We start from the raw sequence: 22,235 nt of genomic DNA on the forward strand, positions 1-22,235 counted from the left end.
AAGCGACGGAAATCCTTCGAATACCGCCAACGCTCGACACGCGACAATCGGACATAAACAAAGTGATCACAAGACGAGATGAATGAAATGAGCCCATCGGAGAATCAAAGCCATAACGTCGCTCTGGTCACGGGGGCTTCGTCCGGCATCGGATACGCGACGGCCAAGGCGCTGCGGGCCGCAGGCTTTGACGTGATCGGGACCAGCCGCCACGCGACGGCAAAGGGGCCGGATGGCATCACCATGCTGGCCTGCGATGTGACCGACGACGCATCGGTGGCGAACCTCGTCAATGATGTGCTGGACGCGACCGGCCGCATCGACCTGCTGGTCAACAACGCCGGAGTCGGTCTTTTCGGTGGCGCGGAGGAGTCCTCCCTCGACCAGGCCCGGATGTTGTTCGACGTGAACGTGTTCGGTGTCATCCGTATGACCAACGCCGTGCTGCCGATCATGCGCCGTCAGGAAAAAGGCAGAATAATCAATCTGAGCTCGGCGCATGGATTTATTCCAGCCCCTTATTTTTCACTGTATTCGGCAACAAAGCATGCCGTCGAAGGCTACTCCCAGTCGCTTGACCACGAACTGCGCACGCTCGGCATTCGCGTGGTGCTGGTCGAACCGGCCTACACACGAACCCCCTTCGACGCGAATCTCATCAAGCCGGATCGATTGCTCGATGCCTATGAGTCTGCGCGCGCGGACGTGGCCGCGGCTGTGGAGGAAGCGATCAGGAAAGGCGATACGCCCGAGATCGTGGCCGGGACCATCGTGAAGGCGGCGACGGATACAGATCCCAAACCACGCTACCCGGCGGGGAAACTGGCTCGTCAGGTCAGCGTGCTGCGCCGCTTCGTCCCCGCCTCCGCATTCGACAGGAGCCTGCGCAAGATGCTTCGGCTGCCGGTCTGACCAAGCCGCGACGTGACCACGGGGTCCTTGCGGGGGGCGATCACGTCCCCCCCGGTTTCAAGAAGGCCATCTCATGAACGTCCTGTCCCGCCGGGAAAATCCGGCGTCCTCGGCGCCCGTATACACAGTGCCGCTCGGCGTTCTCGCGGGGCCGATCGCACCGACCATGCTCTGCCTTGCCGCGCCGACGACCCTTGATGATGGCGAACGGCGGGATCGGCGGGGGTGTCTCCTCGTCCGTCGCGCGGGCGTTGGGAGCGAAACGCCGCGACGATGCCGAAGCGCTGATCTGGCACGCGGTCGTCCTGGCCTGCGCATTCGGCATCCTCTTCACGACGGCGGCTTTCCTGGCCGGACCGATGCTTTACCGGGCGATGGGGGGAACGGGACCGACCCTGACCGCGGCGCTCACATATTCCGGTGTCGTGTTCGCGGGCTCCATCCCGGTCTGGGTCACCGCCTTGCTGTCGTCGGCCCTGCGCGGCGCCGGGAACGTGAATGTTCCGGCGCTCGTGATCACGTCCGGCACCATCCTCCTCATCATCCTGTCACCGGCCCTGATCTTCGGCTGGGGGCCCTTTCCCCGCCTCGGCGTTGCGGGCGGCGGGGCCGCGGTGGTGATCGACCATATGTTCGCCGCGCTTGCCCTGATGCTGTATCTGCGATCCCCGAAGAGCCTTCTGAAACTCAGGATCGTTCCGCTGCGCACGGGCTTGTCCAGGGACATCCTGGGTGTCGGCCTGCTGTCGGCGATCGGCACCGTCCAGGTCAATCCCACGGTCGGCGAGTGCCGCGGCGGCCACCAACCGGCGCGTCACGCTGTTCTTCACCGGTCGCGCGCTGCGCGCGTTGATTGCCGATGCCATCCGGATTGCATTCACCGTCCCTGCTTCTTATAGAATATGGTCGAAATCTAACAAAGGGGCCGACTATGCGTGTTAGTCGCGTTCAGGCTGAGGAAAACCGGCAAACCGTGATCACTGTGGCAAGCCGTCTTTTTCGGGAGCACGGCTTTGACGGCATCGGTCTCAAGGACCTGATGGAGGGAGCCGGGCTGACCCAGGGTGCATTCTACAAGCAATTCACCTCAAAGGAGGATCTGGCGATCCAGGCGTCCAAGCGGGCATTGGAGAGCGCCTCGTGTCGATGGACGGCTGCGGCGATAGAACATCCCGAGGACCCGCTCGGCGCGGTGCTCGACTTCTACCTCAGCGACGGGCATCGGCGGGAAAGGACGGACGGCTGTCCGATTGTGGCGCTTGGTTCCGATGTCGCCAGACACGGCGCCGAGGTGAAGGCGCCATTCGAAGCCGGGATCAAGGCGCATCTCGAAACCCTCGGCCGCCTGATCTCGGAAACGCAGGGCGAGGAGTTCGAACGCAAGGCGATGGCTATTCTTTCGATGATGGTGGGCGCGCTGGCGCTCTCACGTGCCGTCAACGACTCCGACCTGGCACACGCTTTCCTGGACGCGGCAGCCAAACAGATCCGCGACATTGCCTCCGCGTGAATGACCCACGGCCCGTTGGATCGAGCGTTCTTGCGGGAGAACCAAACCGCATCCGTCCTTCACAAAAGCCGCTCGGCCGTGGCGGGTGCGGACAACCGGCCCGCCTGCGCCAGTGACCAGTGCGCACCCGACGATGCGTCGGCTGTGGGCGTCGAGATCACGGCCAAGTACAGGAATCCGGCTCAGGTGGGCGGGCCGGTGATGTCCGCGACCCAGAGCTGATCGGGCTGATCCGCGGTGACGTTCCGCTCCACCGGATTCGGCGCCGCGCATCGGCGGGCCACCCGCTTGGGACACCGCCTTTGCATTGAAGGACGTGGAGCGCTACACCGCCCAAGCCAACCGCAACAGCTTGGCCGCTGCGCTTCGGGGCAAAGAGCGGACAGCAAGCGGCATACCGGACTCGCCCGGTTTGCCAAAACACGGGACGAGCCCGCGCTTCGGCTCATGCCGCGAGGCAGCATGGCGGAGGGGATGAGATTCGAACTCACGATACCGTTTCCGGTATACCCGCTTTCCAGGCGAGCGCCTTCAACCACTCGGCCACCCCTCCGCGGAGACCGGGGTTATAACGAGCCTGTGACTGGCGTGCAAGCCCCGTCTCCCTCACTTTCACCGGGAATGTGAAACATCGGGTGGGCGGCGGCATGGTGGTGTTCCGTGTGTTGGGAATCCTGTTCCTTCTGGCCGCGGCGGCGGCGCTGACGAACGACCTTGTCGCCGGCGGGGCCGGCGGATTCCGGCTGTCGGCCCTGGGCGAGCTGTGGTTCCGGCTGTCGCCCTACACGCTGGATCTGAGCCGCGCGGTGACCGAGCGCTACATCTGGCCGGCGCTGTGGGACCCGGTGGCGGTGTGGGTGCTGCTCCAGCCCGCCGTCCTGGTTCTGGGCGCGGTCGGGCTGGCGCTGATGGCCGTCGGGATGGCGGGGCGGCGGCGCTGAACCGTCAACCGCCGGTAAGTTCCGCCGCCAGCTCGCCGACGGTCCGGCAGAGCAGGGCGATGTCCTGCGGGCGCGACAGGCGGTGGTCACCGTCCTTGACCAGCGTGATCCGCACGTCGGGGGTGGTCAGCTTGTCCGCAATGGTCAAGCTGGTGCGCCAGGGCACGTCGGGGTCCCGCATGCCGTGCAGCAGCCGCACCGGGATGGTCAGGCCCAGCGGTCCGCGCAGCAGCAGGTGGTTGCGCCCGTCCTCGATCAGCGCGCGGGTGATCGGCTGCGGCTCCGGCCCGTAGTCCGAGGGGCGCATCCACACGCCGTCGTCCAGGATGGTGCGGCGCGTGGGCTCGTCGAACAGGTCCCACATCAGATCCTCGGTGAAGTCCGGGGCCGGGGCGATGCCGACCAGCCCGGCCACCCGCTCCGGCCGGCGCAGCGCCAGCAGCAGCGCGATCCAGCCGCCCATGGAAGAGCCGACGAGGATCTGCGGCCCGCCGGTGACCCGGTCCAGCACCGCGGTCGCGTCGTCCGCCCATTGGCCGATGGTGCCGTCGATGAAGCGGCCGCTCGACAGCCCGTGGCCCTGGTAGTCGAAGCGGGTGAAGGCGTGGCCGCTGGCCTTGGCCCAATCCTCCAGCGCCACCGCCTTGGTCCCGCTCATGTCCGACATGAAGCCGGAACAGAAGACCACGCCGGGGCCGCGGCCCGGCGTGTGGCGATAGGCTATGGTGGCGGAGCCGTGCGGCAGGCTATGGTGCGCGCCGTCCGGCGGGGTATCGGGTCCGGTCATCGTCGGTCACTCGTCACTGGCTAAGAAGAACAAGGCGTTCGGGCATGGAATCGGGCCTCTTCCCCAACTTTGGGCACCTTGGCACCGGGCACCTTAACACCGGTGAGCACGCACGCAACACCGGGGGGCCGGACTGGCGCGGATCCGCACGGCCGCCGGTCGTGCTCCAGGTGCTGCCGGAGCTGGTGACGGGCGGGGCGGAGCGTGGCTGCATCGATGTGGCGCTGGCGCTCGCCGCCGCCGGTGCGGTGCCGCTGGTCGCCTCCCAGGGCGGCCCCATGGCGCGCGAGCTGGACCGCGCCGGCATCACCCATCTGACGCTGCCGCTGAAGAGCAAGAACCCCTGGCGCATGCACCGCAACGCCAAGGCGCTGGAGCGAATCATCCGCGAGCGCGGCGTCGACATCGTCCACGCCCGCAGCCGCGCGCCCGCCTGGAGCGGGTGGCTGGCCGCCCGTGCCACCGGCGCCCGCTTCATGACCACCTTCCACGCCCCCTACAACTTCTCCAACCCGCTGAAACGGCACTACAATTCCGTGATGGCGCGGGGCGAGCGGGTGATCGCCATCTCCGACTTCATCCGCGACCACATCCTGTCCAGCTACGACACCGATCCGGCCCGCATCCGGGTGATCCACCGCGGCATCGACAGCGCCGTCTTCGCGCCCGACCGCGTCAGCCCGGCCCGCATCGCCACGCTCGCCAACCGCTGGCGGCTGGACGACGGGCGGCCGGTGGTCCTGCTGCCGGGGCGGCTGACCCGCTGGAAGGGGCAGTCGGTGATGATCGAGGCGTTGGCCCGGCTCGGCCGGCGCGACCTGCTGTGCCTGCTGGTGGGGTCCGACCAGGGGCGCACCGGCTACCGCGAGGAGCTGGAGCGGATGATCACCACCCGCGGGCTGGGCGGGGTGGTGCGCATCACCGACCACTGCGACGACATGGCCGCCGCCTATCTGCTGTCCACCGTCGTCGTCTCCGCCTCGCGCGAGCCGGAGGCGTTCGGCCGCGTGATCGCCGAGGCGCAGGCCATGGGCCGCCCGGTCATCGTCACCAGCACCGGTGCCTACCGCGAGACGGTGCTGGAGGGGGAGACGGCCTGGGTGGTGCCGCCGGACGACCCGACCTCGCTCGCCGCCGCGGTGGAGCAGGCGCTGAACCTGACCGAGGAGCGCCGCGCCGGCATGGGCGACCGCGCCATCGACTTCGTCAACGGCCGCTTCACGCGCGAGCGGATGTGCGCCGACACGCTGGGAGTGTATGAGGAGCTATTGACGCCCGGAATTCGCTGATCGACAGCCAGTTGCCGTTCCTCAGGGTTGATTTTTTCCGGTTATCCCCGCCACCGTAGGTCCTGCGGACACGCCGGTAGCGGACCGGTCCGGCGGCCGGCAGGGGAGGTGATGATGGGCTTGAGCTTCTCGAAGGCGACGCCGACCACGCCGTCGGAGTTCTTCATCAGTCGCGGGCTTTTGGACGACGCCCTGATCCGGACGACGAGCACGGCGGCACCGGGCGTCGCGAACGTCTACCGTTTCCGCCTCGTCGATATGGGTGGCGACCTGACGACGATGCAGAACGACGAGGTGATCGATACCTTCAACGTCGAGTACAACCCGGCCAGGGGCGGGTTCTACGCCCACTGGCTTCCGTTCGGATTCAACCAGTCGTTCACCATCACGCTTCCACCGGCCGGCGGCGGCAATTCGGTCAATCCCGACATCATGCTGACGCCGACGCTCAGCGGGTGCTCGGTGGGCTTCTGCAGGTTCTCCAACGGATCGCTGCGCGTCTACCACGCCAACTTCCAGGCCACCGGTGGTGGAATGGACGTGGCGCGGCAGACCGCCGCCCTGATCGGTTGCCCGACCGCGTCCCAGCTGCACCCGACCAGTTACCGGGGTGTGCACCATGGCGACCGTGCCAGCGACATGCTGGTTCAGGTTGTCGGGATCCGCGATGCCGACGGCTGGCACATCTACGCGCAGCAATACCAGCAGGATGGGTTGACGTCCTTCACCCTGCTTTCCGTCACCGAAATTCCCTGATTGCGCGGCAAGGGCGACGCATCGGCTGGTTTGGCGCGCTTGACACCGCCGCACGCCCCTCTAAAGTCCGGTTTCCCCTGCGCGCGGCTCGCGGGCGGGGTTGCTGCAACTTTATGAAACGGTGATACCGGTGACGTCCAACATCGCCATCACGCTGCCCGACGGCAGCGTGCGGGAGTTCGGCGGACCCGTGACGGGGGCGGAGATCGCCGCCTCGATCGGGGCCAGACTTGCCAAGGATGCGCTTGCCGTCAAGATCGACGGCACGGTGAAGGACCTGACCACCACCATCACCACCGACACCCGGATCGAGATCGTCACGCGCAACCACGTGGACGCGCTCGACATCATCCGCCACGATGCCGCCCATGTGATGGCGGAGGCGGTGCAGGCGCTCTACCCCGGCACGCAGGTGACGATCGGCCCGTCGATCGCCAACGGCTTCTATTACGACTTCGCCCGCGACACGCCCTTCACGCCCGAGGATCTGGAAAAGATCGAGGCGAAGATGCGCGAGATCGTCGCCCGCGACGCCCCGCTGGTGCGCGAGGTGTGGGACCGCAACGACGCCATCCGCTTCTTCGAGGAGAAGGGCGAGCGCTACAAGGCCGAAATCATCCGCGACCTGCCGGAGACGGACACGATCACCGTCTACCGCCAGGGCGACTGGCTGGATCTCTGCCGCGGCCCGCACGCGCCGTCGGTCGGCAAGGTCGGCACCGCCTTCAAGCTGATGAAGGTGGCCGGCGCCTATTGGCGCGGCGACCACCGCAACGCCATGCTCCAGCGCATCTACGGCACGGCGTGGCGCGACGAGAAGGAGCTGAAGCAATACCTCCACATGCTGGAGGAGGCGGAGAAGCGCGACCATCGCCGGATCGGCAAGGAGATGGGGCTGTTCCACCTGCAGGAGGAGGCGGTCGGCTCGGTCTTCTGGCACCCCCGGGGCTGGACGCTGTACCGCACGCTGGAGACCTACATCCGCACCAAGCTGGACCGCGCCGGCTATCTGGAGGTGCGGACGCCGCAGCTCGTCGACAGCTCGCTGTTCAAGGCGTCGGGGCACTGGGACATGTACGGCGACAACATGTTCAAGGTGTCGGCCGACGACGGCGAGAAGATGCTGGGCGTCAAGCCGATGAACTGCCCCGGCCATGTCCAGGTCTTCAAGCAGGGGCTGAAGTCCTACCGCGACCTGCCGATGCGGCTGGCCGAGTTCGGCGCCTGCCACCGCAACGAGCCGTCCGGCGCGCTGCACGGGATCCTGCGGGTGCGCGCCTTCACGCAGGACGACGCCCACATCTTCTGCACCGAGGATCAGGTGCCTGCTGAGTCGGCGGAGTATTTCAAGCTCCAACTCGGCGTCTACCGCGACCTCGGCTTCGACAAGATCGCGGTGAAGCTGGCGCTGCGCCCCGACGTCCGGGCCGGCACCGACGCGGTGTGGGACCGGGCGGAGGAGGGTTTGCGCGAAGCCTTGCGCTCGGCGGGGCTGGAGTTCGAGGAATTGCCGGGCGAAGGCGCCTTCTACGGCCCCAAGGTGGAGTTCCACCTGACCGACGCCATCGGTCGCACCTGGCAGTGCGGCACGCTGCAGCTCGACTTCGTGCTGCCGGAGCGGCTGGACGCCACCTACATCGGCGAGGACGGGGCGAAGCACCGGCCGGTCATGCTGCACCGGGCCATCCTCGGCTCGCTGGAACGCTTCATCGGCATGCTGATCGAGCATTACGCCGGCAAGTTCCCGCTGTGGCTGGCCCCGACCCAGGCGGTGGTGGCGACCATCACCAACGAGGCCGACGGCTACGCCGCCGAGGTGCAGAAAGCCTTCAAGGCCCGCGGCTTGCGCACCGATCTCGACACCCGCAACGAGAAGATCAACCTGAAGGTCCGCGAACACAGCCTTCAGAAGGTCCCCGTGCTGGTGGTGGTCGGCAAGCGCGAGGCCGAGGAGCGCACGGTGGCGTTGCGCTATATGGGCGGCAAGGATCAGGAAGTGCTTGCCCTCGACGCGGCGCTCAATAAACTGTGTGTCGACGCTCGGTCTCCCGCCGGAGACCCCGCCAACGACACGCCGTTCTAACCGGCCGGAGCCCGGCGGGCCTTCCCAACGGAAGGCCCCGACCGGGCCGGTCCCATTCGATGGAGCTCATCCATAGCCAGGATACCGCAAGAAGCCGCACCGTCCCGCGAAGGCCCGCGGGTTAACCGGGAAATAACGGCGCGGTCCGTCCGTCTCGTCGGGGCCGACGGGGAGATGGTTGGTGTTGTTTCGTTGCGCGATGCTCTGATCGCCGCGGAAGAGGCGAGCCTCGACTTGGTCGAGGTGGCACCGCAGGCCGAGCCGCCCGTCTGCAAGATCCTCGACTACGGCAAGTTCAAGTACGAGGCGCAGAAGAAGGCGAACGAGGCGCGCAAGAAGCAGAAGATCATCGAGGTCAAGGAGATCAAGCTCCGGCCGAACATCGATGACAACGACTACGACGTGAAGATGCGGTCGGCACGACGCTTCCTCGAAGAGGGCGACAAGGTCAAGGTCACGATGCGGTTCCGCGGGCGCGAGATGGCGCACCAGGACATCGGCATGAACGTGCTGATGCGGGTGCGCGACCACCTCGACGAGCTGGCGAAGGTCGAGCAGATGCCCAAGCTGGAAGGCCGCCAGATGGTCATGGTCATGGCGCCGCGCTGACCAACTCTATTGCGTTCGAATGGAAACGGCCCGCCTTCATGGCGGGCCGTTTCCGTTTGCGGGGATCGTCGGAGACCAGCGTCAAAACGCCGCGGCGGCCTCCGCGATGACGCGCAGCTTCGCCTCGGCCACGGCGGCGCTGGCCAACGGGTTGTCGGCGAAGGTGGCGAAGCCGCAGTCGGGGTGCAGCAGCAGCCGGTCACGGCCGAACAGCCCGACCGCGTCGCGGATGCGCGCTGTCACGCAGTCGCAGGTCTCGACCACCGGGTGTTTCTGGTTGCACACGCCGACGCCGATCCGCGCGTCGTCGGGCAGGGCCGTCAGCACCGCCATCTCGCCGGCCCGCGGCGTGCAAAGTTCGAGCAGATAGGCGCCGACCCGCATCGCCGCCAGCGTCTCCACCAGCGGGGCGTAGCTTCCGGCGAGCGCCACGCTCTCGTCCGGCGTCCAGTTGCCGCGGCACATGTGCAGCGCGATCCGCTCGCGCGGGAAGCCGGCGATCACGGCGTTGACCAGATCGCGGGCGAAGCCCAGCTCATGCTCCGGACCCTGCGATTCCGACAGCGCCCCGCACATGAAACTGCGCTTGCTCTTGGGGCCGGAGAAGACGACCTCCGACAGCACGGGCTCGTCGAGCTGGACCAGCGCGGCACCGCCGTCCAGCAGATCGGCGATCTCCTCGCGCAGGACGGTCACGATGTCGGCGGCGATCTCCTCACGGCTGCTGTAGGCGTTCTCGGTCAGGCACTCCATCCACATCGTGCGGGTCAGCAGATAGGGGCCGGGCAGGGCGACCTTCACCGGCCGCTCCGTCACCGAGGCGGCGAAGTCCAGCTCATGCGCCACCAGCGGGCGGACGCGGCGCAGCCGGCCGAAGACCGCGGGGTGCCGCACCTCGGCCGCCGGCACGTCGAGCGCGCGCAGCTCCGCCGCGAACTCCTCCGGGTCATCGACCAGGGGCAGCACGTCGGTCAGCGGGATGAGCTGGCAGTTTTCCAGCCGGCTCGCCACGAAGCTGGCGTAGGAGTCGCGGCGCTGCTCGCCATCCGTCACCACCGTCACCCCGGCCCGCTCCTGCGCCGCGATGGCGAGGCGCACGGCGTCGCTGGCCGTCTCCTGGAAGGCCGCCTCGTCCAGACGCCCCTCGACGAAGGCGTGCATGGCGTCGAGCATCCAGCGCGGGCGCGGCCAGGAGCCGAGCCCGGTGACCGCCAGGGGCGGAACCGGCCGCACCTCCCGACGCACGCGGGGAGCCGGAGCCGGCTCGGGGCGTGGTTCCATTGCCGGTGCGGGGCGTGCGCGTGCCGGAGCGTCGGCGCCGCGCCGGCCCTTGGTGATCAGGAAGGAGCGCTGCCGGCCCACCTTGGTCCAGGACAGCAGATCATTGCCGGTCAGCCGGCACCAGGCCGGGAGATCCTCATCGACCGAGATTTCGGTGGAGCGGATCTCCAGCAACTGGCCGGGGGCCATCGGGTCGATGTGCTTGCGGATCAGCAGCAGCAGGCCGTTGCCGCAATCCAGGTCGCCGCCGTCGAAGCTGACGTCGGGCGTCTCGGCGTGGGCGGGAACCGGTTCCATCCTCACCCCCTCGTCCGTCGGCGGCCGAACTCGTAACCGATGGCCCCGATCCCGACCGCGGTCACGCCGAGCACCCCGATCATCCCCCCGGACAGGCCGCCGGATGCGGGGGCCGTGGCGGCGGCGAGCACCGCCGGCGGCGCGGCGGGCGCCGGCACCGCCACGGCATGCACGGCCGGAGTCACGGCGGCCGCCTGCGTCGCCGTCTGGGCCGCCTGATAGCTGCGGTTGAGCAGCGCCTTGCCGACGTCCTTCAGGATCGCCTGCCCGGCGACGCGGCCCTGGCCCAGCACCAGATCGACGGTGTCGACCGCCGCACCACCCAGGTTGATCGAGCGGTTGCCGGCCTTGTCCTCGATGTGCCAGTCCAGAACCTTGCCGTTCTCGACGCGGTTGACCGCGACCCGGAAGTAACCTTCGGGCCCTTCGGCCTTCGCACCCGGTGCCAGCCGGATCTCCTCCGCGTTCACCAGCATGAAGCCGAAATTGTGACCGGTCGGGCATCCCACCGGGTAGGCGGTGAAGCGCCCGTCGAAGGGGTAGGGCTGGCCGTAGGCGAGCGCCACCGTGTTGCTGTAGAGCTTGAGGTGGGCCTTGCCGTCCTTGAACGCCTCCGGCCAGGGCGACAGGAAGCCGGCGAGGTCGCCATGCTCGAAGACCAGCGCCTTGCGCGCCGCGGTGTCCTCGATTAGGCGCTGCGGGTCGATGGGGCCGAGGGTGCGGTCGAGCACCACCGTGCCGCCCTCCAGCACCTCGACCCGCACCGTGCCGGCGGCCTCGTCCACCGCTGCCACGCGGATGGTGCGCGCGCCGGTGGTCCAGCTCTCGCCGGGGCCGGCCATGCCGGCGAACAGTTTGTCGCCGGCCAGCATGCGGTCGGTGCGCACGCCGGAGATCCAGTCGAACACGAGCTTCTGCGGGCTCGCCTCGCGCAGCTTGCCCTGGTTGTAGAGCTGGGTGAAGCCGCTGCTCCCCTGGCCCGCCCACCAGCCGGGCTGGTTGGTCGACAGGATCGGGGCGCCGAAGGCCCATTCCCAGTCCTGGCCGGCGATGGTGCGGACGTGCAGCGCGTGGCTCATCGTCCGTTCATGCCCCACGGTGGCGTAGTAGTGGTAGACCTGCCCGCCCACCACAACGCCCTGCCCGGCGGGGATCGTCACGTTCTCCTTGATGACGATCGACATGTCGTAATCGATGTAGGTCGGCATGCGGCCCAGCAGCGGCAGCGGCTCGCCGCGCAAGGCCACCTCGCCGCCCCAGGTGTCCTCCAGATAGGCCAGCCCGCCCGGCGGGATGACGACCTCGCCATTCTCCACCCGGCTCTTGCGGATCAGCACGCTGTCGAACTTCGGCGGCCGGTTGGCGCCGAAATCGTCCTTCACCGGCACCGCCTGCTTCAGGCCGGGCAGGCCCGGCACATAGGCGGGGTTGACCGGCCGGTCGGCCGGCAGGGAGAAGGGCGGGGCCGGCAGATCCTGCGCGGCGATGGGGTGGGCCAGGGGTACGCCCGGGGCCAGCGGCACCAGACGGTCGTCACCGGCGGCAAAGACGGGGGCGGCGAAAGCGGGACAGGCGAGGGCGAACAGCGCCGCGACCGCCAGGGTGTTGCGGGTCATGGAACGTCTCCTCATGCGGCCTGCGCGCGCCGCCCGGGCACCGGGCAGCCGGCCGCGCGTTTGCGGGAGAGGTGGAGGGCGCCCCAACCGGTCAGCACGACCGTGTTGAGGAGGATCAGGCTCTTCGGCACCCCGGCGAGCAGGCTGCCGGCCAGCCCCAGCCCGACCACCGACAGGACCGGCGCCAGGCAGCTCACGCACACCGCCGACAGCGCCAGCAGCCCGCCGCCGAATGCCGCCCCGGCGCCGCCGGCGCCGCGGCCAACGGCGAGCGCGTAGCCGGCGAATCCGACGGCCAGCGCCACCGACAGCAGCGAAAAGCCTTCTTCCATCCGGCGGAAGCTGACCCACCACGCGTCGGTGCGTTCATAGGTCAGCCCGCCCGCCGCCGCCGCGAACTCCTCCGGCAGGAAGCCGCAATGCTCGGCGTCGGCGAGGGTGGCGGGCATCTCGAACAGCGCGAAACTGAGCGCGAGGTATCCCAACGCCCCGGCAAGGAAGGCCAGAGCGGCAACGCGGTGCGGTGTCACGGGACGGCTCCGTCGGAAGCGGGGTGGTCAGTAGCTGACGCTGGGGCAGGCCTCGCCCATGAACTCCACCAGCTTGGCGCCGCCGACGATCATGGCTCCCGGCACCAGATTGTTCTCGTCCAGCCCACGCTTCTTGAAGCAGGGCGAGCAGACGTAGATCTTGCCGCCGGCCTCCACGAAGCCGGCCATCAGGTCGCGGAGTGCGGCGAAGCCTTCCTCGTGGATGTCGTCGGCGTAGCCCTTCTGCGACAGGCGCGTGCCCTCGATCGAGAGGAAGACGATGGTTTCCTTGTCCGAGGCGGCGGCGGCGTTGGCGACGACGAAGGCGACGGTCGCCTTGTCGGTGTCGTTCTTGGCGTGGGTCAGGCTGACGACGAACTTCCCAGGCATACGGTGCTCCTCCCCTTCGGTGTTCGGTTTTGGGTGTCAGGCCCAATGGTCGCGCGAGCGGATCCAGTAGGCGCGCTGCTGCGGGTCGTGGTGCAGCAGCGGGTTGTTGGTGACGCGGCACCAGGCGGCGATGTCCTCCGGCGCGCCCGGATCGAGCGCCACCAGCCGCATCACCCCGCCCGGCATGGCCTTGAGCTTCGCCCGCAGCGCCAGCACAAGCTCGCCGCAGCCGAGATCCCCGGCGTTCCACTCCGCGTCGGCGACCGGTTCTCTGGACAAGACGCGCCTCCACAACTCCCCGTTCACGGCCGCCGCAAGGGGCGCCGTGTCGGGACACGATGACGAGCGCGCGCACGCGAACGGCGCGCGCAGAGTGGCGTTCAAAAGCGGGAATCGACCGGCGGTCGCGGATGTGGCCCCATCGCACCGTCCCCTGCGGGGACGTCCGACGGATCGCAGCCCGAACCGGGCATGGCGTCCCAACGACACACGGTCATTGTCAGTCTAGGTGACGATCCGCGACACCGTCAATCGGTCGTTTCGCCGGCCCGTCCGCCCGGCTGGGCCCGGCGGAGAAGCCGCGCCCCGACAAAGGCGCGCGGCAACTCCGGGCCGCGCACCTCGTACCAGCCGTCGGCGTGGCCGGTGACGGTGACGGCGGCACCGGCCTCCAGCACGTCCAGCACGCGGGCGTCGCAGGCGGGGGCGGCCCGCAGGTTGGCGGCGGCCAGCGCGCGCATCACCGTACCGGCTGGTGCCGCGGGCCCTGACCGATCGGGAAGATCCTCGGGCAGGGCGCAGGTGCCGTCGCCGTTGTCGGGCTTCGGCGGTGTGGCGGCGACGAAGCGGCCGGCGACATAGCCGATCTCCCGCCCGTCGCGCCCGACCCGCACCCACCCGTCCTCCGCCACCCCCAACCGCTCCAGCGCATCGCCGGCAACCAGCCCATCGACGATGCGCGCGCGGGGATCGGGTGCGGCGCGCACATAGACCGACTCCGTCGCCCAGACCCGCGCCGCCATGGACCGAACCGGGGGCTTGCGCGGCGGTGGCGGGACGTGTGCGGGCACCGTCGGCGGATCGGATGCCCGTTCCGGAGTCGGGACGGGGGCGGGCACCGGTTCCGTTATCGGGGCGGTGACGGGGGGCGGGGCGGGTCCCGGTTCGGCCTTGGGCGATTCGGCCTTGGGCGATTCGATCGTCGGTGGCTCGGCCTTGGGCGGCGCTGCCGCGGTCCTCCGCACCGGTTCCGGCGCGGGGTCGGATGGGGTTCCATCACCGGGCAGCGGCGCGAACGCGGCCATCGGTCGCAGGGGCGGCCCGTCCGGCGGCGGTGCCGCCGGTGTGGCGTGGATGGGTTTGGCTGTGGGTGGTGGTTGCGGGGTGAAGCGCGCCTCGTTGGCCGCCGCCAGCCGGGCCAGCAGGAGCATGGTCAGCGCCAGCAAAAGCAAGGGGGGCCGCGGACGCACGCCCCGGCCTCAGTCGAGCGTCACGCGGGCGATCAGCGCCGGCAGCGTCTGGCAGCGGAAGAGCCCGTCCATGGTGCGGTGCTCCGTCAATCCCAGAGCCAGCGTGCAGCCGAAGGCGTTGACCGTCAGCCCGGTTCCGGCCAGCGATCCGGCCGCGGCCGACGGGCGGGTGACGCCATAGCCGGGCGCGCCCATCCGGCCGACCAGATCGCCGGTCAACCGGTTGAATCCCTCCAGCTCGACGGTCAGCGGCCCCATCGCCTGAAGCACCGCGGCGCTGCCCGGCTCCTCGCGCGTGGCGAAGAGTTGCACCGGGATGCTGCGCCGGCGGGCCACCCAGTCGCGGATGGCCAGCGCCGCGAGCAGCGGGTCGCCGCTGGCCAGCGCCGCGTCGGCGGCCAGCAGGCGCAGCGACTCGTCGTTGCCGCCCAGCGCCGCCTCGAAGGCCGCGATGCGGTCGGCGCGGGCACCGGAGGTCAGCCGCCGCTGCAGATCCTCGATGCGGCGGGTGCGCGCTTCGACCGCGCGGCGCTCCTCCTCGGCCCGCTGCGCCTCCGCCCGTGCCAGCGCCGTCTGGTGGGCAAGCCGCTGTTCCGCCCGCTGGCGCGCCGCCTCGTCCTCCTCGACGCGTCGACGCGCGTCCGCCTCCAGTCCGGCGCGCAGCCGGCGCGCCTCGTCGCTGCCGCTGACCACGGTGCGGCCGGGCAGCTCCTCCGGCGGCTGGCCCACCCCGTCCAGCACCTCGGGGTTGGCGAGCTCCAACGCGGGCGTTGCGGCACCTTCCCCACCGGTGGCGACCGCGTGAAGCGTCTTTTCCAAACCGGCTCCGGCGACCGGCCGGATGAAGGTCACGGGACCGTCCCGCGAGTCGATGGCGTAGGTCGGCCGCGACAGGCGCAGCCGGGCGGTGATTTGCCATGACGAACCGCCGGCCTCCTCGACCGCCACCTCTTCGATCCGCCAGATGGACGGAACACGCTGTTCCAGCGCCTGACGGATGCGCCCGGTCATCGCGGACAGGGCCGATCCCGTGGTCTCGGCGCGCACGGAGCCGAAGCCCAGGATCATCAGACAACAGGCCAGTGCCGCCGCACACCGTGCGACCGCTGGTCGCGCCATGCGGGTCACCTGCAGCTCCGGCATCGGATTCGGGTGTTTCGGATTCGGGTGTTTTCGCCGTTCGGGTTGCCCCACTCGTAGTGTGTCGGGCCGCCGAAGGGAAGCGCTTTCGCCGGACGCCGCGTTCGGCGTGGGGGGGGGGGGCTGCGCGACTCCCGGTCGTGCATTGCCGCACCCCCACACGCACCTTACATTTGATTCATACATGTGGATGTATTATCACTCGATCGGGCGTGGACTATCCGGCAGAAGGGGGCTGGTGCGGGCAATGGCAGGCAGAGACGGGACGAACGAGCGGCCAGTCCTGATCTGCCGCAACGTGACGGTGAGCGGACGGCGGACCAGCCTGCGGATGGAGCCCCTGCTGTGGGACTCCCTGAAGGAAATCTGCGAACGCGAGGACATGACCCTCAACCAGCTCTGCACGGCCATCGACCAGCGGCGCGGCGGCGCCAACCTGACCGCGTCGATCCGCATCGTGATCGTCCAGTATTTCCGCGCCGCAGCCGGCAGCACCGGCATGGAGGAGATCGGCCCGGAAGGCAGCCGCGTCTTCCAGAAGGCCATGGACGAGGTCCTGCCCCGCTTTCCTGCCTGAGGCCGGTCGTCAGCCGCAACGTGGCCACATCCGGTTGCGCTTTCCCCTAGGGTGATATAGGATCGCGGTCCCATGGTTTCGGCCATGGGTCGAGCCGAGAGCCGCCTTTGGGGACGGTGAACCGTACATGCCCTGCGTCCTGTTTTCCGGCGATCCGAATCGCGCCGCCCGGCGGGTCGCATGACCGGACTGGTCCGACGCTACGGCCCGGTTCTGACCGGCGTCATCCTGCTGCTGGTGGCGACGTGGCTGGTGCTGCTGGTGGTGCTGCCGCAGCTCCTGATGGTCGATTTCTCCCTGCGCCCGATGCTACCGCCCTCCAAGGCCGGCGGGCCGGAGGACGTCTACACGCTCGGCAACTACGCCACCCTGTGGACCAACCGCATCCACCTGTCGATCTTTCTGAAGACCGTGTGGGCGAGTGCCTTGGTCACGCTGGTGACGCTGGCGGTCTGCTACCCGGTCGCCTACTACCTCGCCCAGGTGGCGCCGAAGCGGCGGTTGCCGACGCTCGTGCTGATGCTGGTGGTTCCCTTCTGGATCAACGAGCTGCTGCGCACCTTCGCGTGGTACATCATCCTGGCCTACAACGGGCCGCTGAACCTCGCGCTGGTGTGGCTGGGGGTGTGGACGGAACCGCAGCGGCTGCTCGGCGGCGACGTCGGAGTGATCGTCGGGATGGTCTACGTCTACATCCTGTTCATGGTGTTCCCGATGTACAACGCCATGGAATCGCTGGACCGCAACCAGATCGAGGCGGCGCGCGACCTGGGGGCGGGCTGGGCGCGCATCCACCGGCGCATCGTGGTGCCGCACGCCAAGCCCGGCATCGCGGTCGGCTGCATCATGACCTTCATGCTGGCGGCCGGCAGCTACGCGGTGCCGGCGCTGCTGGGCGGGCCGCAGAGCCGTTGGTTCACCGAGGTCATCTACAACTGGTTCTTCGAAGGCGGGAACTGGAACCAGGGAGCGGCCTACGCCTTCATCCTGCTGGTCCTGTGCGTCGGCTTCATCCTGCTGATGATGCGGCTGTTCCGGGTCGGCCTCGCCGACATCGCCAAGTAGGAGGGCGGGGATGACCGCCGAGCGTTTCCGCCGCCTGCTCGTCAACGGCTATCTCGTGCTGTTCTTCGTCTATCTGTTCGTTCCGCTGGCGATCATGGCGGCGGCCACCTTCAACCAGAGCCGCTTTCCCACCGTGGTGCCGTGGACCGGCTTCACGCTCGACTGGTTCGCGGCGCTGTGGCGGGACCAGCGCATGTGGGACGCGCTGGGCACCAGCCTGATCGTGGCGGCCGGTGTGATCGCGCTGGCGGTGCCGATCGGGCTGGCGGCGGCGCTGCTTCTCGACCGGCTGCACGCGCGGGCGCGCACGCTGGTCTATGCGGTGATGGTGTCGCCGCTGCTGACGCCGGGGGTGATCGTCGGCATCTCCACCCTGATCTTCTGGCGCCAGTGGTTCGGGGTGACGGGGGGCGTGTTCCTGACGGTGGTGGCGCAGACCAGCTTCATCGCCGCCTACGCCATGCTGCTGTTCCAGGCGCGGCTGGAACGCTTCGACCGCACGCTGGAGGAAGCGGCGCTCGACCTCGGCGCCACGCATCTCCAGGTGTTCCGGCGGATCACGCTGCCCTACCTGATGCCGGCGGTGCTGTCGGCCGCCTTCATCGCCTTCCTGCAGAGCTTCGAGAACTACAACACCACGCTGTTCGTGCGCGGGCTGGACACGACGCTGACCGTCTACATCGCCTCGAAGGTGCGCACCGGGCTGACCCCGGCGGTGAACGCGCTGTCCCTGGTGCTGATCCTGCTCACGATCCTGGGCGCCATCGCGTACGAACTGATGCGCCGGCGCGACGAGCGGCGCAAACGGGTGGCGGCGGAGCGGGCCGGCGACCTGGCCGCCCCGGTGGAACCCGCCCCCGCCACCAGCTGACGGACGGTCAGTCCTCGTCCTCGGTCTCGGCGTCCGCCTCGATCTGGGCGGCGAGGTCGCGCAGCATGTCCACCACATCCTCGTGGCTGGTCTCATCCACGGCGGCGTTCACCGCGGCCTCGATCATCGCGACGGCCACATAGGGGCCGAGGGCGCCGCCCTCCTGGATCGCCTTGTCGAGGTGCTTCTCGGCGATGCTCAGCGCCTTGTCGAACATCGCTTCGGCGGTCTGGTTGGTGTCGTTGCTCATGGCTAGGCCCTTGGGGCTTGTGGAGGTGGTGTCGCCACCTATAACACCCCCGGCCGGCGCATGGCGCGCGGTTTTTCACCCCCGCCCGTATGGCGGCCATGCCCGCGCTTGCCGGTTTCCGTCTCGCCCGCCACATTCGGGGACCGACCCACCACCGGCGACACCCATGACCGACACCGCCCAGACGGCAACCGCCCCGACGGCCATCGATCCCGCGGCCACCGATCCCGCCGCCTACCGTTTCTGGACGGAGGAGCGGGTGCGCTTCGCCGATCTCGACGTGCAGGGCCACGCCAACAACAACGCCATCGGCGTCTATTTCGAGACCGGGCGCGTCGCCATCATGCAGGCGCTCGGCCGCTTCGTCAGCGACACCCCCTGGACCGTGGTGGTGGCGCGGCTGGTCGTCGATTTCCGGGCTCAGATCAACTTTCCCGCCGACATCCGGGTGGGCGTGCGCATCCTGCGCGTCGGCAACACGTCGGTGACCATGGGCCTTGCCGTGTTCGACGGCGACCGCTGCGCTGCCACCCAGGAGGCGGTGATGGTCCTGGTGGACAAAGCCACCGGCCGTCCCACCCCGGTGCCGGAGGGCTTGCGCGCCGGCCTCGCCGCCTTCGCGTGAGCCGGCGCACCGTGCCCGCCGCCCGCCCCGCCGGAGCGTCCATCGCCGAACTGACCATCGCCGAGGTCGGCGCCCGCGGCGATGGTGTGGGGCTGTACGATGACGCGAAGGTCTTCGTGCCCCTGACCGTGGCGGGCGACCGCGTGCGCGTACGTCTGGATGAGTCCAAGGGCGACGGCCTGCGCGGCAAGCTGCTGGAGCTTCTTCAGCCCGGTCCCGGACGCCGGCCGGACGCACCACCCTGCGGGCATTTCGGCGTCTGCGGCGGCTGTACGCTCCAACATATGGATGACGACACGTACGCCGCCTGGAAGGTCGGGACCGTCCGTACGGCCCTGGACCGGGTGGGGTTGGGCGACGTCGTCCTCGAGCCGCTGTCCCGGACACCGCCAGGCGCCCGTCGCCGCGCGCGTTTTGCTGCGCTGCGCCGGGGGCGGCGGGTGTGGCTGGGCTTCAACGAGCGGGCGAGCCACCGTCTCGTCGATCTCGCCACCTGCCCGATCCTGACGCCGCGGCTGGAGGCGCTTCTGCCACCGCTGCGCGCCGCGCTGGCCGACGCCCTGCCCGACGGCGGCGCCTGTGACGCCGTGGCCGCCGATCTGGAGGGCGGCATCGACCTGCTGCTGGTCGGGCCGAAGCGGCTGGACCGCGCCGCGCGGGAAGGGCTGGTCCGACTCGCCGAGGCGGCGGGGATCGCCCGGCTGTCCTGGCAACCGGATGACCGGGCCACAGCGGAGCCGGTCGCGCACCGCGCGCCCGTCGTTGTCCGGTTCGCCGGCATCCCCGTCACCCCGCCGTCCGGCGCCTTCCTCCAGGCGAGCCCGCAGGGGGAGGCGGCGCTGGTCGCGGCGGTCGAGTCGGCCATCGACCCGGCCCATGGATCGGGGGTCGGACCCACCGGAAAGCTGGCGGACCTGTTCGCCGGGCTCGGCACCTTCGCTCTGCCGCTGGCGCGGGGTGGGCGGTCCGTGCTGGCGGTGGAGGGTGATGCACCGGCCCTGGCCGCCCTGGGCAAAGCCGCCGCCGGACTGCGACTCGCAACGGAGCGCCGCGACCTGTTCGGCAACCCGCTGACGGCGAAGGAGCTGGCGCGGTTCGACGCCGTCGTCTTCGACCCGCCGCGTGCCGGGGCGGCGGCCCAGGCGGTGGCGCTGGCCGGGTCGCGGGTACCCCTGGTGGTCGCCGTGTCCTGCAACCCAGCCACCTTCGCCCGCGACGCCCGCACGCTGGTCGATGGTGGCTACGCGTTGCGGCGCGTTCACCCGGTGGACCAGTTCCTGTGGTCGGCGCATGTGGAACTGGTGGGGGTTTTCGAACGCTGACTCAATCGAGCTGAATCACCATCGCCTTCAGATAGGCGCTTTCCGGCAGATGCGGGTGCAGCGGGTGGTCGGGGCCGGCACCGGCCACGCGCAGCACCCGGCCGGTGCGGCCGGCGTCGGTCAGGCCGCGGGCGACCTGCTCGGCGAAGGTCGGCGGGTCCACATTGTGGCTGCAGGAGGCGGCCAGCAGGAAGCCGCCGGGCTCGGTGATGCGGGCGGCCAGCTTCGTCATCTTGCGATAGGCGCGGCAGCCGACCGCCAAGTCCTTCTTGGACTTCACGAAGGCCGGCGGGTCGGCGACAACCACGCCGAATCGCTCGCCGGCCGCGGCCAGCCGCTCCAGCTCGTCGAAGGCGTCGGCGCGGCGCGCTTCGAAGCGGGCGGCGACTCCGTTGGCTTCGGCCGCTCGCGCCGCGTTCGCCAGCGCCGGCTGGGAGCGGTCGACCGCCACCACCGACTCCGCACCGGCCAGCGCGCACTGCACGGCGAAGCCGCCGTTGTAGCTGAAGAAATCGATCGCCCGCCGGCCTTTGGCCAGCGACGCGATGAAGGCGCGGTTGTCGCGCTGGTCGTAGAACCAGCCGGTCTTCTGGCCGCCCAGCGGGTCGGCGAAGAAGACGCCGCCGTTCTCCTCCAGCCGGATCGGGCCGTCGATGGCGCCCTTGGCGAGTCGCGTCTCCTCCGCCAGCCCCTCCAGCGCGCGCTGGGAGCCGTCGTTGCGGAGTATGACGGCCGCGGGGGCCAGCGTCTCGTCCAGCGCCGCCAGGATGTCCGGCAACCGCGCGTCCATGAAGACGGAGTTGGCCTGCACCGTCACCACGTCACCGTAGCGGTCGACGATCAGGCCGGGCAGCCCGTCCGCCTCCGCGTGCACCACGCGGTAGTAGGGTCGGTCGTAGAGGCGCGCGCGAAGGTCGGCGGCCCGGCGCAGCCGCCCCGCCAGGAAGGCGCCGTCGATGGCGGTGTCCGAGTCGGCCGACAGCAGACGCGCCGCGATCAGCGTGTGCGGGCTGAAGGTGGCCACGCCCAGCGCGGTGCCACCGGCGTCAACGAGTCGCACCGGGCTGCCCGCCGGCACCGCCTTGGCGGCGGCGTCCATCTGGACCTCGTTGGAATAGACCCAGGGATGGCCGTGCAGCAGGCGCTTGTGACGGCCGGGGTGGAGGCGGATCGTGGGGTATCGGGGGGCGGTCATGATGCCGCATCCTAGCGATTGCCGGGCGCCACGCAACCGCGCGCTCGGCACCGCCGCATCACCTCACCGCCGGCAGCGGGCGTCAGTCGGCCCGGACCGCGCTGTCCAGGGCGTTGTTGTCGTTGGCCCGCGCCAGCCGCTTGCACAGCCGCAGCGCCTCCGGCGCATGGCCCTCCTCGCGGAAGCGGTCGAGCATGCCGCCACCTGGCTGCGGCGGAGCCACCGGCGGGCCGGCCAGATTGGTGTGGATCGCCGAGCAGCCCAGCGCCTTGGCGACCGCGTCCATGGCGCGCAGCAGGGTCGCGGCGGCGGCGGCGGGGTCGAACAGGTCGAGCACGATGAAATTCTCCACCGACAGGATCGGCCCGTGGTGAAGGTGCTGGTCGCGGGTGTAGGAGAAGAGCCCGTGGATGTAGCCGTGACCGTTCTGGGCGGTCATGATCCCGCTGGGTGCGACCGATGGCCCCGGCCTGCCGATGAGGGCGCCGGCGAAGGCCCGCCACTGTGCCACCTCGAGCCCGGGCGCGACCGCCCGCACCAGGGGATAGGCCTGGTCGATCTGCCGCTTCGCCAGGGGCTTGGCGATGAAACCGTCGTCCATACACATCAGCCACAATCGATCAATGTCCGAGCATGGCTGTCCACGGTTCGACAGGTCGTTGACGTAGATCAATGTTGCCGGGACTGGCCCCAAACATAGTGGGGTCACTATCGGCAGCG

Annotated in this window: 24 protein-coding genes and 1 tRNA gene; 13 read left to right on the forward strand and 12 right to left on the reverse strand. The window is 69.5% G+C overall.

Going from position 1 to position 22,235, the window contains the following annotated elements:
- Positions 1 to 78: 78 nt before the first annotated feature.
- From HL658_RS11395 to HL658_RS11405, 3 genes are all read left to right on the forward strand, one after another.
- Entirely contained in the window at positions 79 to 912 is an 834-nt protein-coding gene (locus HL658_RS11395; RefSeq protein WP_180281935.1) for an oxidoreductase, read from the forward strand.
- A gap of 197 nt (positions 913 to 1,109) precedes the next feature.
- Positions 1,110 to 1,811, forward strand: coding sequence for an MATE family efflux transporter (locus HL658_RS11400; protein ID WP_246337473.1), 702 nt, complete (start codon positions 1,110 to 1,112; stop codon positions 1,809 to 1,811).
- A gap of 74 nt (positions 1,812 to 1,885) precedes the next feature.
- Entirely contained in the window at positions 1,886 to 2,422 is a 537-nt protein-coding gene (locus tag HL658_RS11405; RefSeq protein ID WP_343055064.1) for a TetR/AcrR family transcriptional regulator, read from the forward strand.
- Between the two features lie 463 nt (positions 2,423 to 2,885).
- On the opposite strand, the gene HL658_RS11410 is transcribed toward HL658_RS11405, so the two are convergent.
- Positions 2,886 to 2,975, reverse strand: a tRNA-Ser gene (locus tag HL658_RS11410).
- 94 nt (positions 2,976 to 3,069) lie between these two features.
- On the opposite strand from HL658_RS11410, the gene HL658_RS11415 reads away from it, so the two are divergent.
- Entirely contained in the window at positions 3,070 to 3,363 is a 294-nt protein-coding gene (locus HL658_RS11415) for a hypothetical protein (protein ID WP_180281933.1), read from the forward strand.
- A gap of 4 nt (positions 3,364 to 3,367) precedes the next feature.
- Here the strand turns inward: HL658_RS11415 and HL658_RS11420 are convergent, their stop codons facing one another.
- The gene (locus HL658_RS11420) at positions 3,368 to 4,150 is read right to left on the reverse strand and encodes an alpha/beta fold hydrolase (RefSeq protein WP_180281932.1); all 783 of its coding nucleotides are present in this window, start codon (positions 4,148 to 4,150) and stop codon (positions 3,368 to 3,370) included.
- A gap of 161 nt (positions 4,151 to 4,311) precedes the next feature.
- Here HL658_RS11420 and HL658_RS11425 point away from each other — a divergent pair, with 161 nt between their 5' ends.
- The 4 genes from HL658_RS11425 to infC all read left to right on the forward strand — a co-directional run bounded on the left by HL658_RS11425 (position 4,312) and on the right by infC (position 8,887).
- On the forward strand, positions 4,312 to 5,439 hold the full coding sequence (locus HL658_RS11425; protein WP_343055065.1) for a glycosyltransferase family 4 protein: 1,128 nt from the start codon (positions 4,312 to 4,314) through the stop codon (positions 5,437 to 5,439).
- Positions 5,440 to 5,550: 111 nt separating this feature from the next.
- Positions 5,551 to 6,195, forward strand: coding sequence for a hypothetical protein (locus HL658_RS11430; RefSeq protein ID WP_180287632.1), 645 nt, complete (start codon positions 5,551 to 5,553; stop codon positions 6,193 to 6,195).
- 130 nt (positions 6,196 to 6,325) lie between these two features.
- Positions 6,326 to 8,278: a threonine--tRNA ligase gene (gene thrS, locus HL658_RS11435; RefSeq protein WP_180281929.1), complete on the forward strand. Its 1,953-nt coding sequence runs from the start codon at positions 6,326 to 6,328 to the stop codon at positions 8,276 to 8,278.
- Between the two features lie 81 nt (positions 8,279 to 8,359).
- Entirely contained in the window at positions 8,360 to 8,887 is a 528-nt protein-coding gene (gene infC, locus HL658_RS11440; RefSeq protein WP_180282193.1) for a translation initiation factor IF-3, read from the forward strand.
- Positions 8,888 to 8,968: 81 nt separating this feature from the next.
- Here infC and HL658_RS11445 read toward each other — a convergent pair whose 3' ends face one another.
- From HL658_RS11445 to HL658_RS11470, 7 genes are all read right to left on the reverse strand, one after another.
- Positions 8,969 to 10,465 (reverse strand): 5-methyltetrahydropteroyltriglutamate--homocysteine methyltransferase, encoded by a 1,497-nt coding sequence (locus HL658_RS11445; RefSeq protein ID WP_180281928.1) that lies wholly within the window; start codon positions 10,463 to 10,465, stop codon positions 8,969 to 8,971.
- Positions 10,466 to 10,467: 2 nt separating this feature from the next.
- Entirely contained in the window at positions 10,468 to 12,081 is a 1,614-nt protein-coding gene (locus tag HL658_RS11450; RefSeq protein ID WP_211109711.1) for a hypothetical protein, read from the reverse strand.
- An 11-nt stretch (positions 12,082 to 12,092) separates the two neighbouring features.
- Entirely contained in the window at positions 12,093 to 12,611 is a 519-nt protein-coding gene (locus HL658_RS36610) for a hypothetical protein (RefSeq protein WP_211109712.1), read from the reverse strand.
- 27 nt (positions 12,612 to 12,638) lie between these two features.
- Entirely contained in the window at positions 12,639 to 13,001 is a 363-nt protein-coding gene (locus tag HL658_RS11455) for a DsrE family protein (RefSeq protein ID WP_180281927.1), read from the reverse strand.
- A 36-nt stretch (positions 13,002 to 13,037) separates the two neighbouring features.
- Positions 13,038 to 13,280: a sulfurtransferase TusA family protein gene (locus tag HL658_RS11460; protein ID WP_180281926.1), complete on the reverse strand. Its 243-nt coding sequence runs from the start codon at positions 13,278 to 13,280 to the stop codon at positions 13,038 to 13,040.
- A gap of 248 nt (positions 13,281 to 13,528) precedes the next feature.
- A complete protein-coding gene (locus HL658_RS37980) occupies positions 13,529 to 14,470 on the reverse strand; it encodes an SH3 domain-containing protein (protein WP_180281925.1) in 942 nt (313 codons plus the stop codon).
- 9 nt (positions 14,471 to 14,479) lie between these two features.
- On the reverse strand, positions 14,480 to 15,589 hold the full coding sequence (locus HL658_RS11470; protein ID WP_180281924.1) for a hypothetical protein: 1,110 nt from the start codon (positions 15,587 to 15,589) through the stop codon (positions 14,480 to 14,482).
- A gap of 268 nt (positions 15,590 to 15,857) precedes the next feature.
- Here HL658_RS11470 and HL658_RS11475 point away from each other — a divergent pair, with 268 nt between their 5' ends.
- The 3 genes from HL658_RS11475 (at position 15,858) to HL658_RS11485 (ending at position 18,123) form a co-directional block, all read left to right on the forward strand.
- A complete protein-coding gene (locus HL658_RS11475; protein ID WP_180281923.1) occupies positions 15,858 to 16,187 on the forward strand; it encodes a ribbon-helix-helix domain-containing protein in 330 nt (109 codons plus the stop codon).
- Between the two features lie 180 nt (positions 16,188 to 16,367).
- On the forward strand, positions 16,368 to 17,252 hold the full coding sequence (locus HL658_RS11480; protein WP_180281922.1) for an ABC transporter permease: 885 nt from the start codon (positions 16,368 to 16,370) through the stop codon (positions 17,250 to 17,252).
- 10 nt (positions 17,253 to 17,262) lie between these two features.
- Positions 17,263 to 18,123 carry an ABC transporter permease gene (locus HL658_RS11485; RefSeq protein ID WP_180281921.1) on the forward strand — a complete coding sequence of 287 codons (861 nt, stop codon included), beginning with the start codon at positions 17,263 to 17,265 and terminating at the stop codon, positions 18,121 to 18,123.
- 7 nt (positions 18,124 to 18,130) lie between these two features.
- Here HL658_RS11485 and HL658_RS11490 read toward each other — a convergent pair whose 3' ends face one another.
- Positions 18,131 to 18,373, reverse strand: coding sequence for a hypothetical protein (locus tag HL658_RS11490; RefSeq protein WP_180281920.1), 243 nt, complete (start codon positions 18,371 to 18,373; stop codon positions 18,131 to 18,133).
- A gap of 166 nt (positions 18,374 to 18,539) precedes the next feature.
- Here HL658_RS11490 and HL658_RS11495 point away from each other — a divergent pair, with 166 nt between their 5' ends.
- Positions 18,540 to 18,998 carry an acyl-CoA thioesterase gene (locus HL658_RS11495; RefSeq protein WP_180281919.1) on the forward strand — a complete coding sequence of 153 codons (459 nt, stop codon included), beginning with the start codon at positions 18,540 to 18,542 and terminating at the stop codon, positions 18,996 to 18,998.
- Positions 18,995 to 20,320 (forward strand): class I SAM-dependent RNA methyltransferase, encoded by a 1,326-nt coding sequence (locus HL658_RS11500; RefSeq protein ID WP_180281918.1) that lies wholly within the window; start codon positions 18,995 to 18,997, stop codon positions 20,318 to 20,320. Before HL658_RS11495 ends, HL658_RS11500 begins: the two co-directional genes overlap by 4 nt.
- 1 nt (position 20,321) lies before the next feature.
- Here the strand turns inward: HL658_RS11500 and HL658_RS11505 are convergent, their stop codons facing one another.
- Entirely contained in the window at positions 20,322 to 21,515 is a 1,194-nt protein-coding gene (locus HL658_RS11505; protein ID WP_180281917.1) for a class I SAM-dependent rRNA methyltransferase, read from the reverse strand.
- 82 nt (positions 21,516 to 21,597) lie between these two features.
- Positions 21,598 to 22,116 (reverse strand): hypothetical protein, encoded by a 519-nt coding sequence (locus tag HL658_RS11510; RefSeq protein WP_180281916.1) that lies wholly within the window; start codon positions 22,114 to 22,116, stop codon positions 21,598 to 21,600.
- Positions 22,117 to 22,235 lie beyond the last annotated feature (119 nt).

The organism is Azospirillum oleiclasticum (assembly GCF_013423485.1).
Taxonomy (GTDB): domain Bacteria; phylum Pseudomonadota; class Alphaproteobacteria; order Azospirillales; family Azospirillaceae; genus Azospirillum; species Azospirillum oleiclasticum.

Excerpts from the sequence above, each read along its gene's own strand:
- HL658_RS11505 (WP_180281917.1), bottom strand. The coding sequence starts at position 21,515 with ATGACCGCCCCCCGATACCCCACGATCCGCCTCCACCCCGGCCGTCAC.
- HL658_RS11450 (WP_211109711.1), bottom strand. The coding sequence starts at position 12,081 with ATGACCCGCAACACCCTGGCGGTCGCGGCGCTGTTCGCCCTCGCCTGT.
- HL658_RS11490 (WP_180281920.1), bottom strand. The coding sequence starts at position 18,373 with ATGAGCAACGACACCAACCAGACCGCCGAAGCGATGTTCGACAAGGCG.
- HL658_RS11420 (WP_180281932.1), bottom strand. The coding sequence starts at position 4,150 with ATGACCGGACCCGATACCCCGCCGGACGGCGCGCACCATAGCCTGCCG.
- HL658_RS11485 (WP_180281921.1), top strand. The coding sequence starts at position 17,263 with ATGACCGCCGAGCGTTTCCGCCGCCTGCTCGTCAACGGCTATCTCGTG.
- HL658_RS11480 (WP_180281922.1), top strand. The coding sequence starts at position 16,368 with ATGACCGGACTGGTCCGACGCTACGGCCCGGTTCTGACCGGCGTCATC.
- HL658_RS11400 (WP_246337473.1), top strand. The coding sequence starts at position 1,110 with ATGATGGCGAACGGCGGGATCGGCGGGGGTGTCTCCTCGTCCGTCGCG.
- HL658_RS11395 (WP_180281935.1), top strand. The coding sequence starts at position 79 with ATGAATGAAATGAGCCCATCGGAGAATCAAAGCCATAACGTCGCTCTG.
- HL658_RS11415 (WP_180281933.1), top strand. The coding sequence starts at position 3,070 with ATGGTGGTGTTCCGTGTGTTGGGAATCCTGTTCCTTCTGGCCGCGGCG.
- HL658_RS11495 (WP_180281919.1), top strand. The coding sequence starts at position 18,540 with ATGACCGACACCGCCCAGACGGCAACCGCCCCGACGGCCATCGATCCC.
- HL658_RS11455 (WP_180281927.1), bottom strand. The coding sequence starts at position 13,001 with ATGCCTGGGAAGTTCGTCGTCAGCCTGACCCACGCCAAGAACGACACC.
- HL658_RS11445 (WP_180281928.1), bottom strand. The coding sequence starts at position 10,465 with ATGGAACCGGTTCCCGCCCACGCCGAGACGCCCGACGTCAGCTTCGAC.
- HL658_RS11430 (WP_180287632.1), top strand. The coding sequence starts at position 5,551 with ATGATGGGCTTGAGCTTCTCGAAGGCGACGCCGACCACGCCGTCGGAG.
- HL658_RS11510 (WP_180281916.1), bottom strand. The coding sequence starts at position 22,116 with ATGGACGACGGTTTCATCGCCAAGCCCCTGGCGAAGCGGCAGATCGAC.
- HL658_RS11475 (WP_180281923.1), top strand. The coding sequence starts at position 15,858 with ATGGCAGGCAGAGACGGGACGAACGAGCGGCCAGTCCTGATCTGCCGC.
- HL658_RS11470 (WP_180281924.1), bottom strand. The coding sequence starts at position 15,589 with ATGGCGCGACCAGCGGTCGCACGGTGTGCGGCGGCACTGGCCTGTTGT.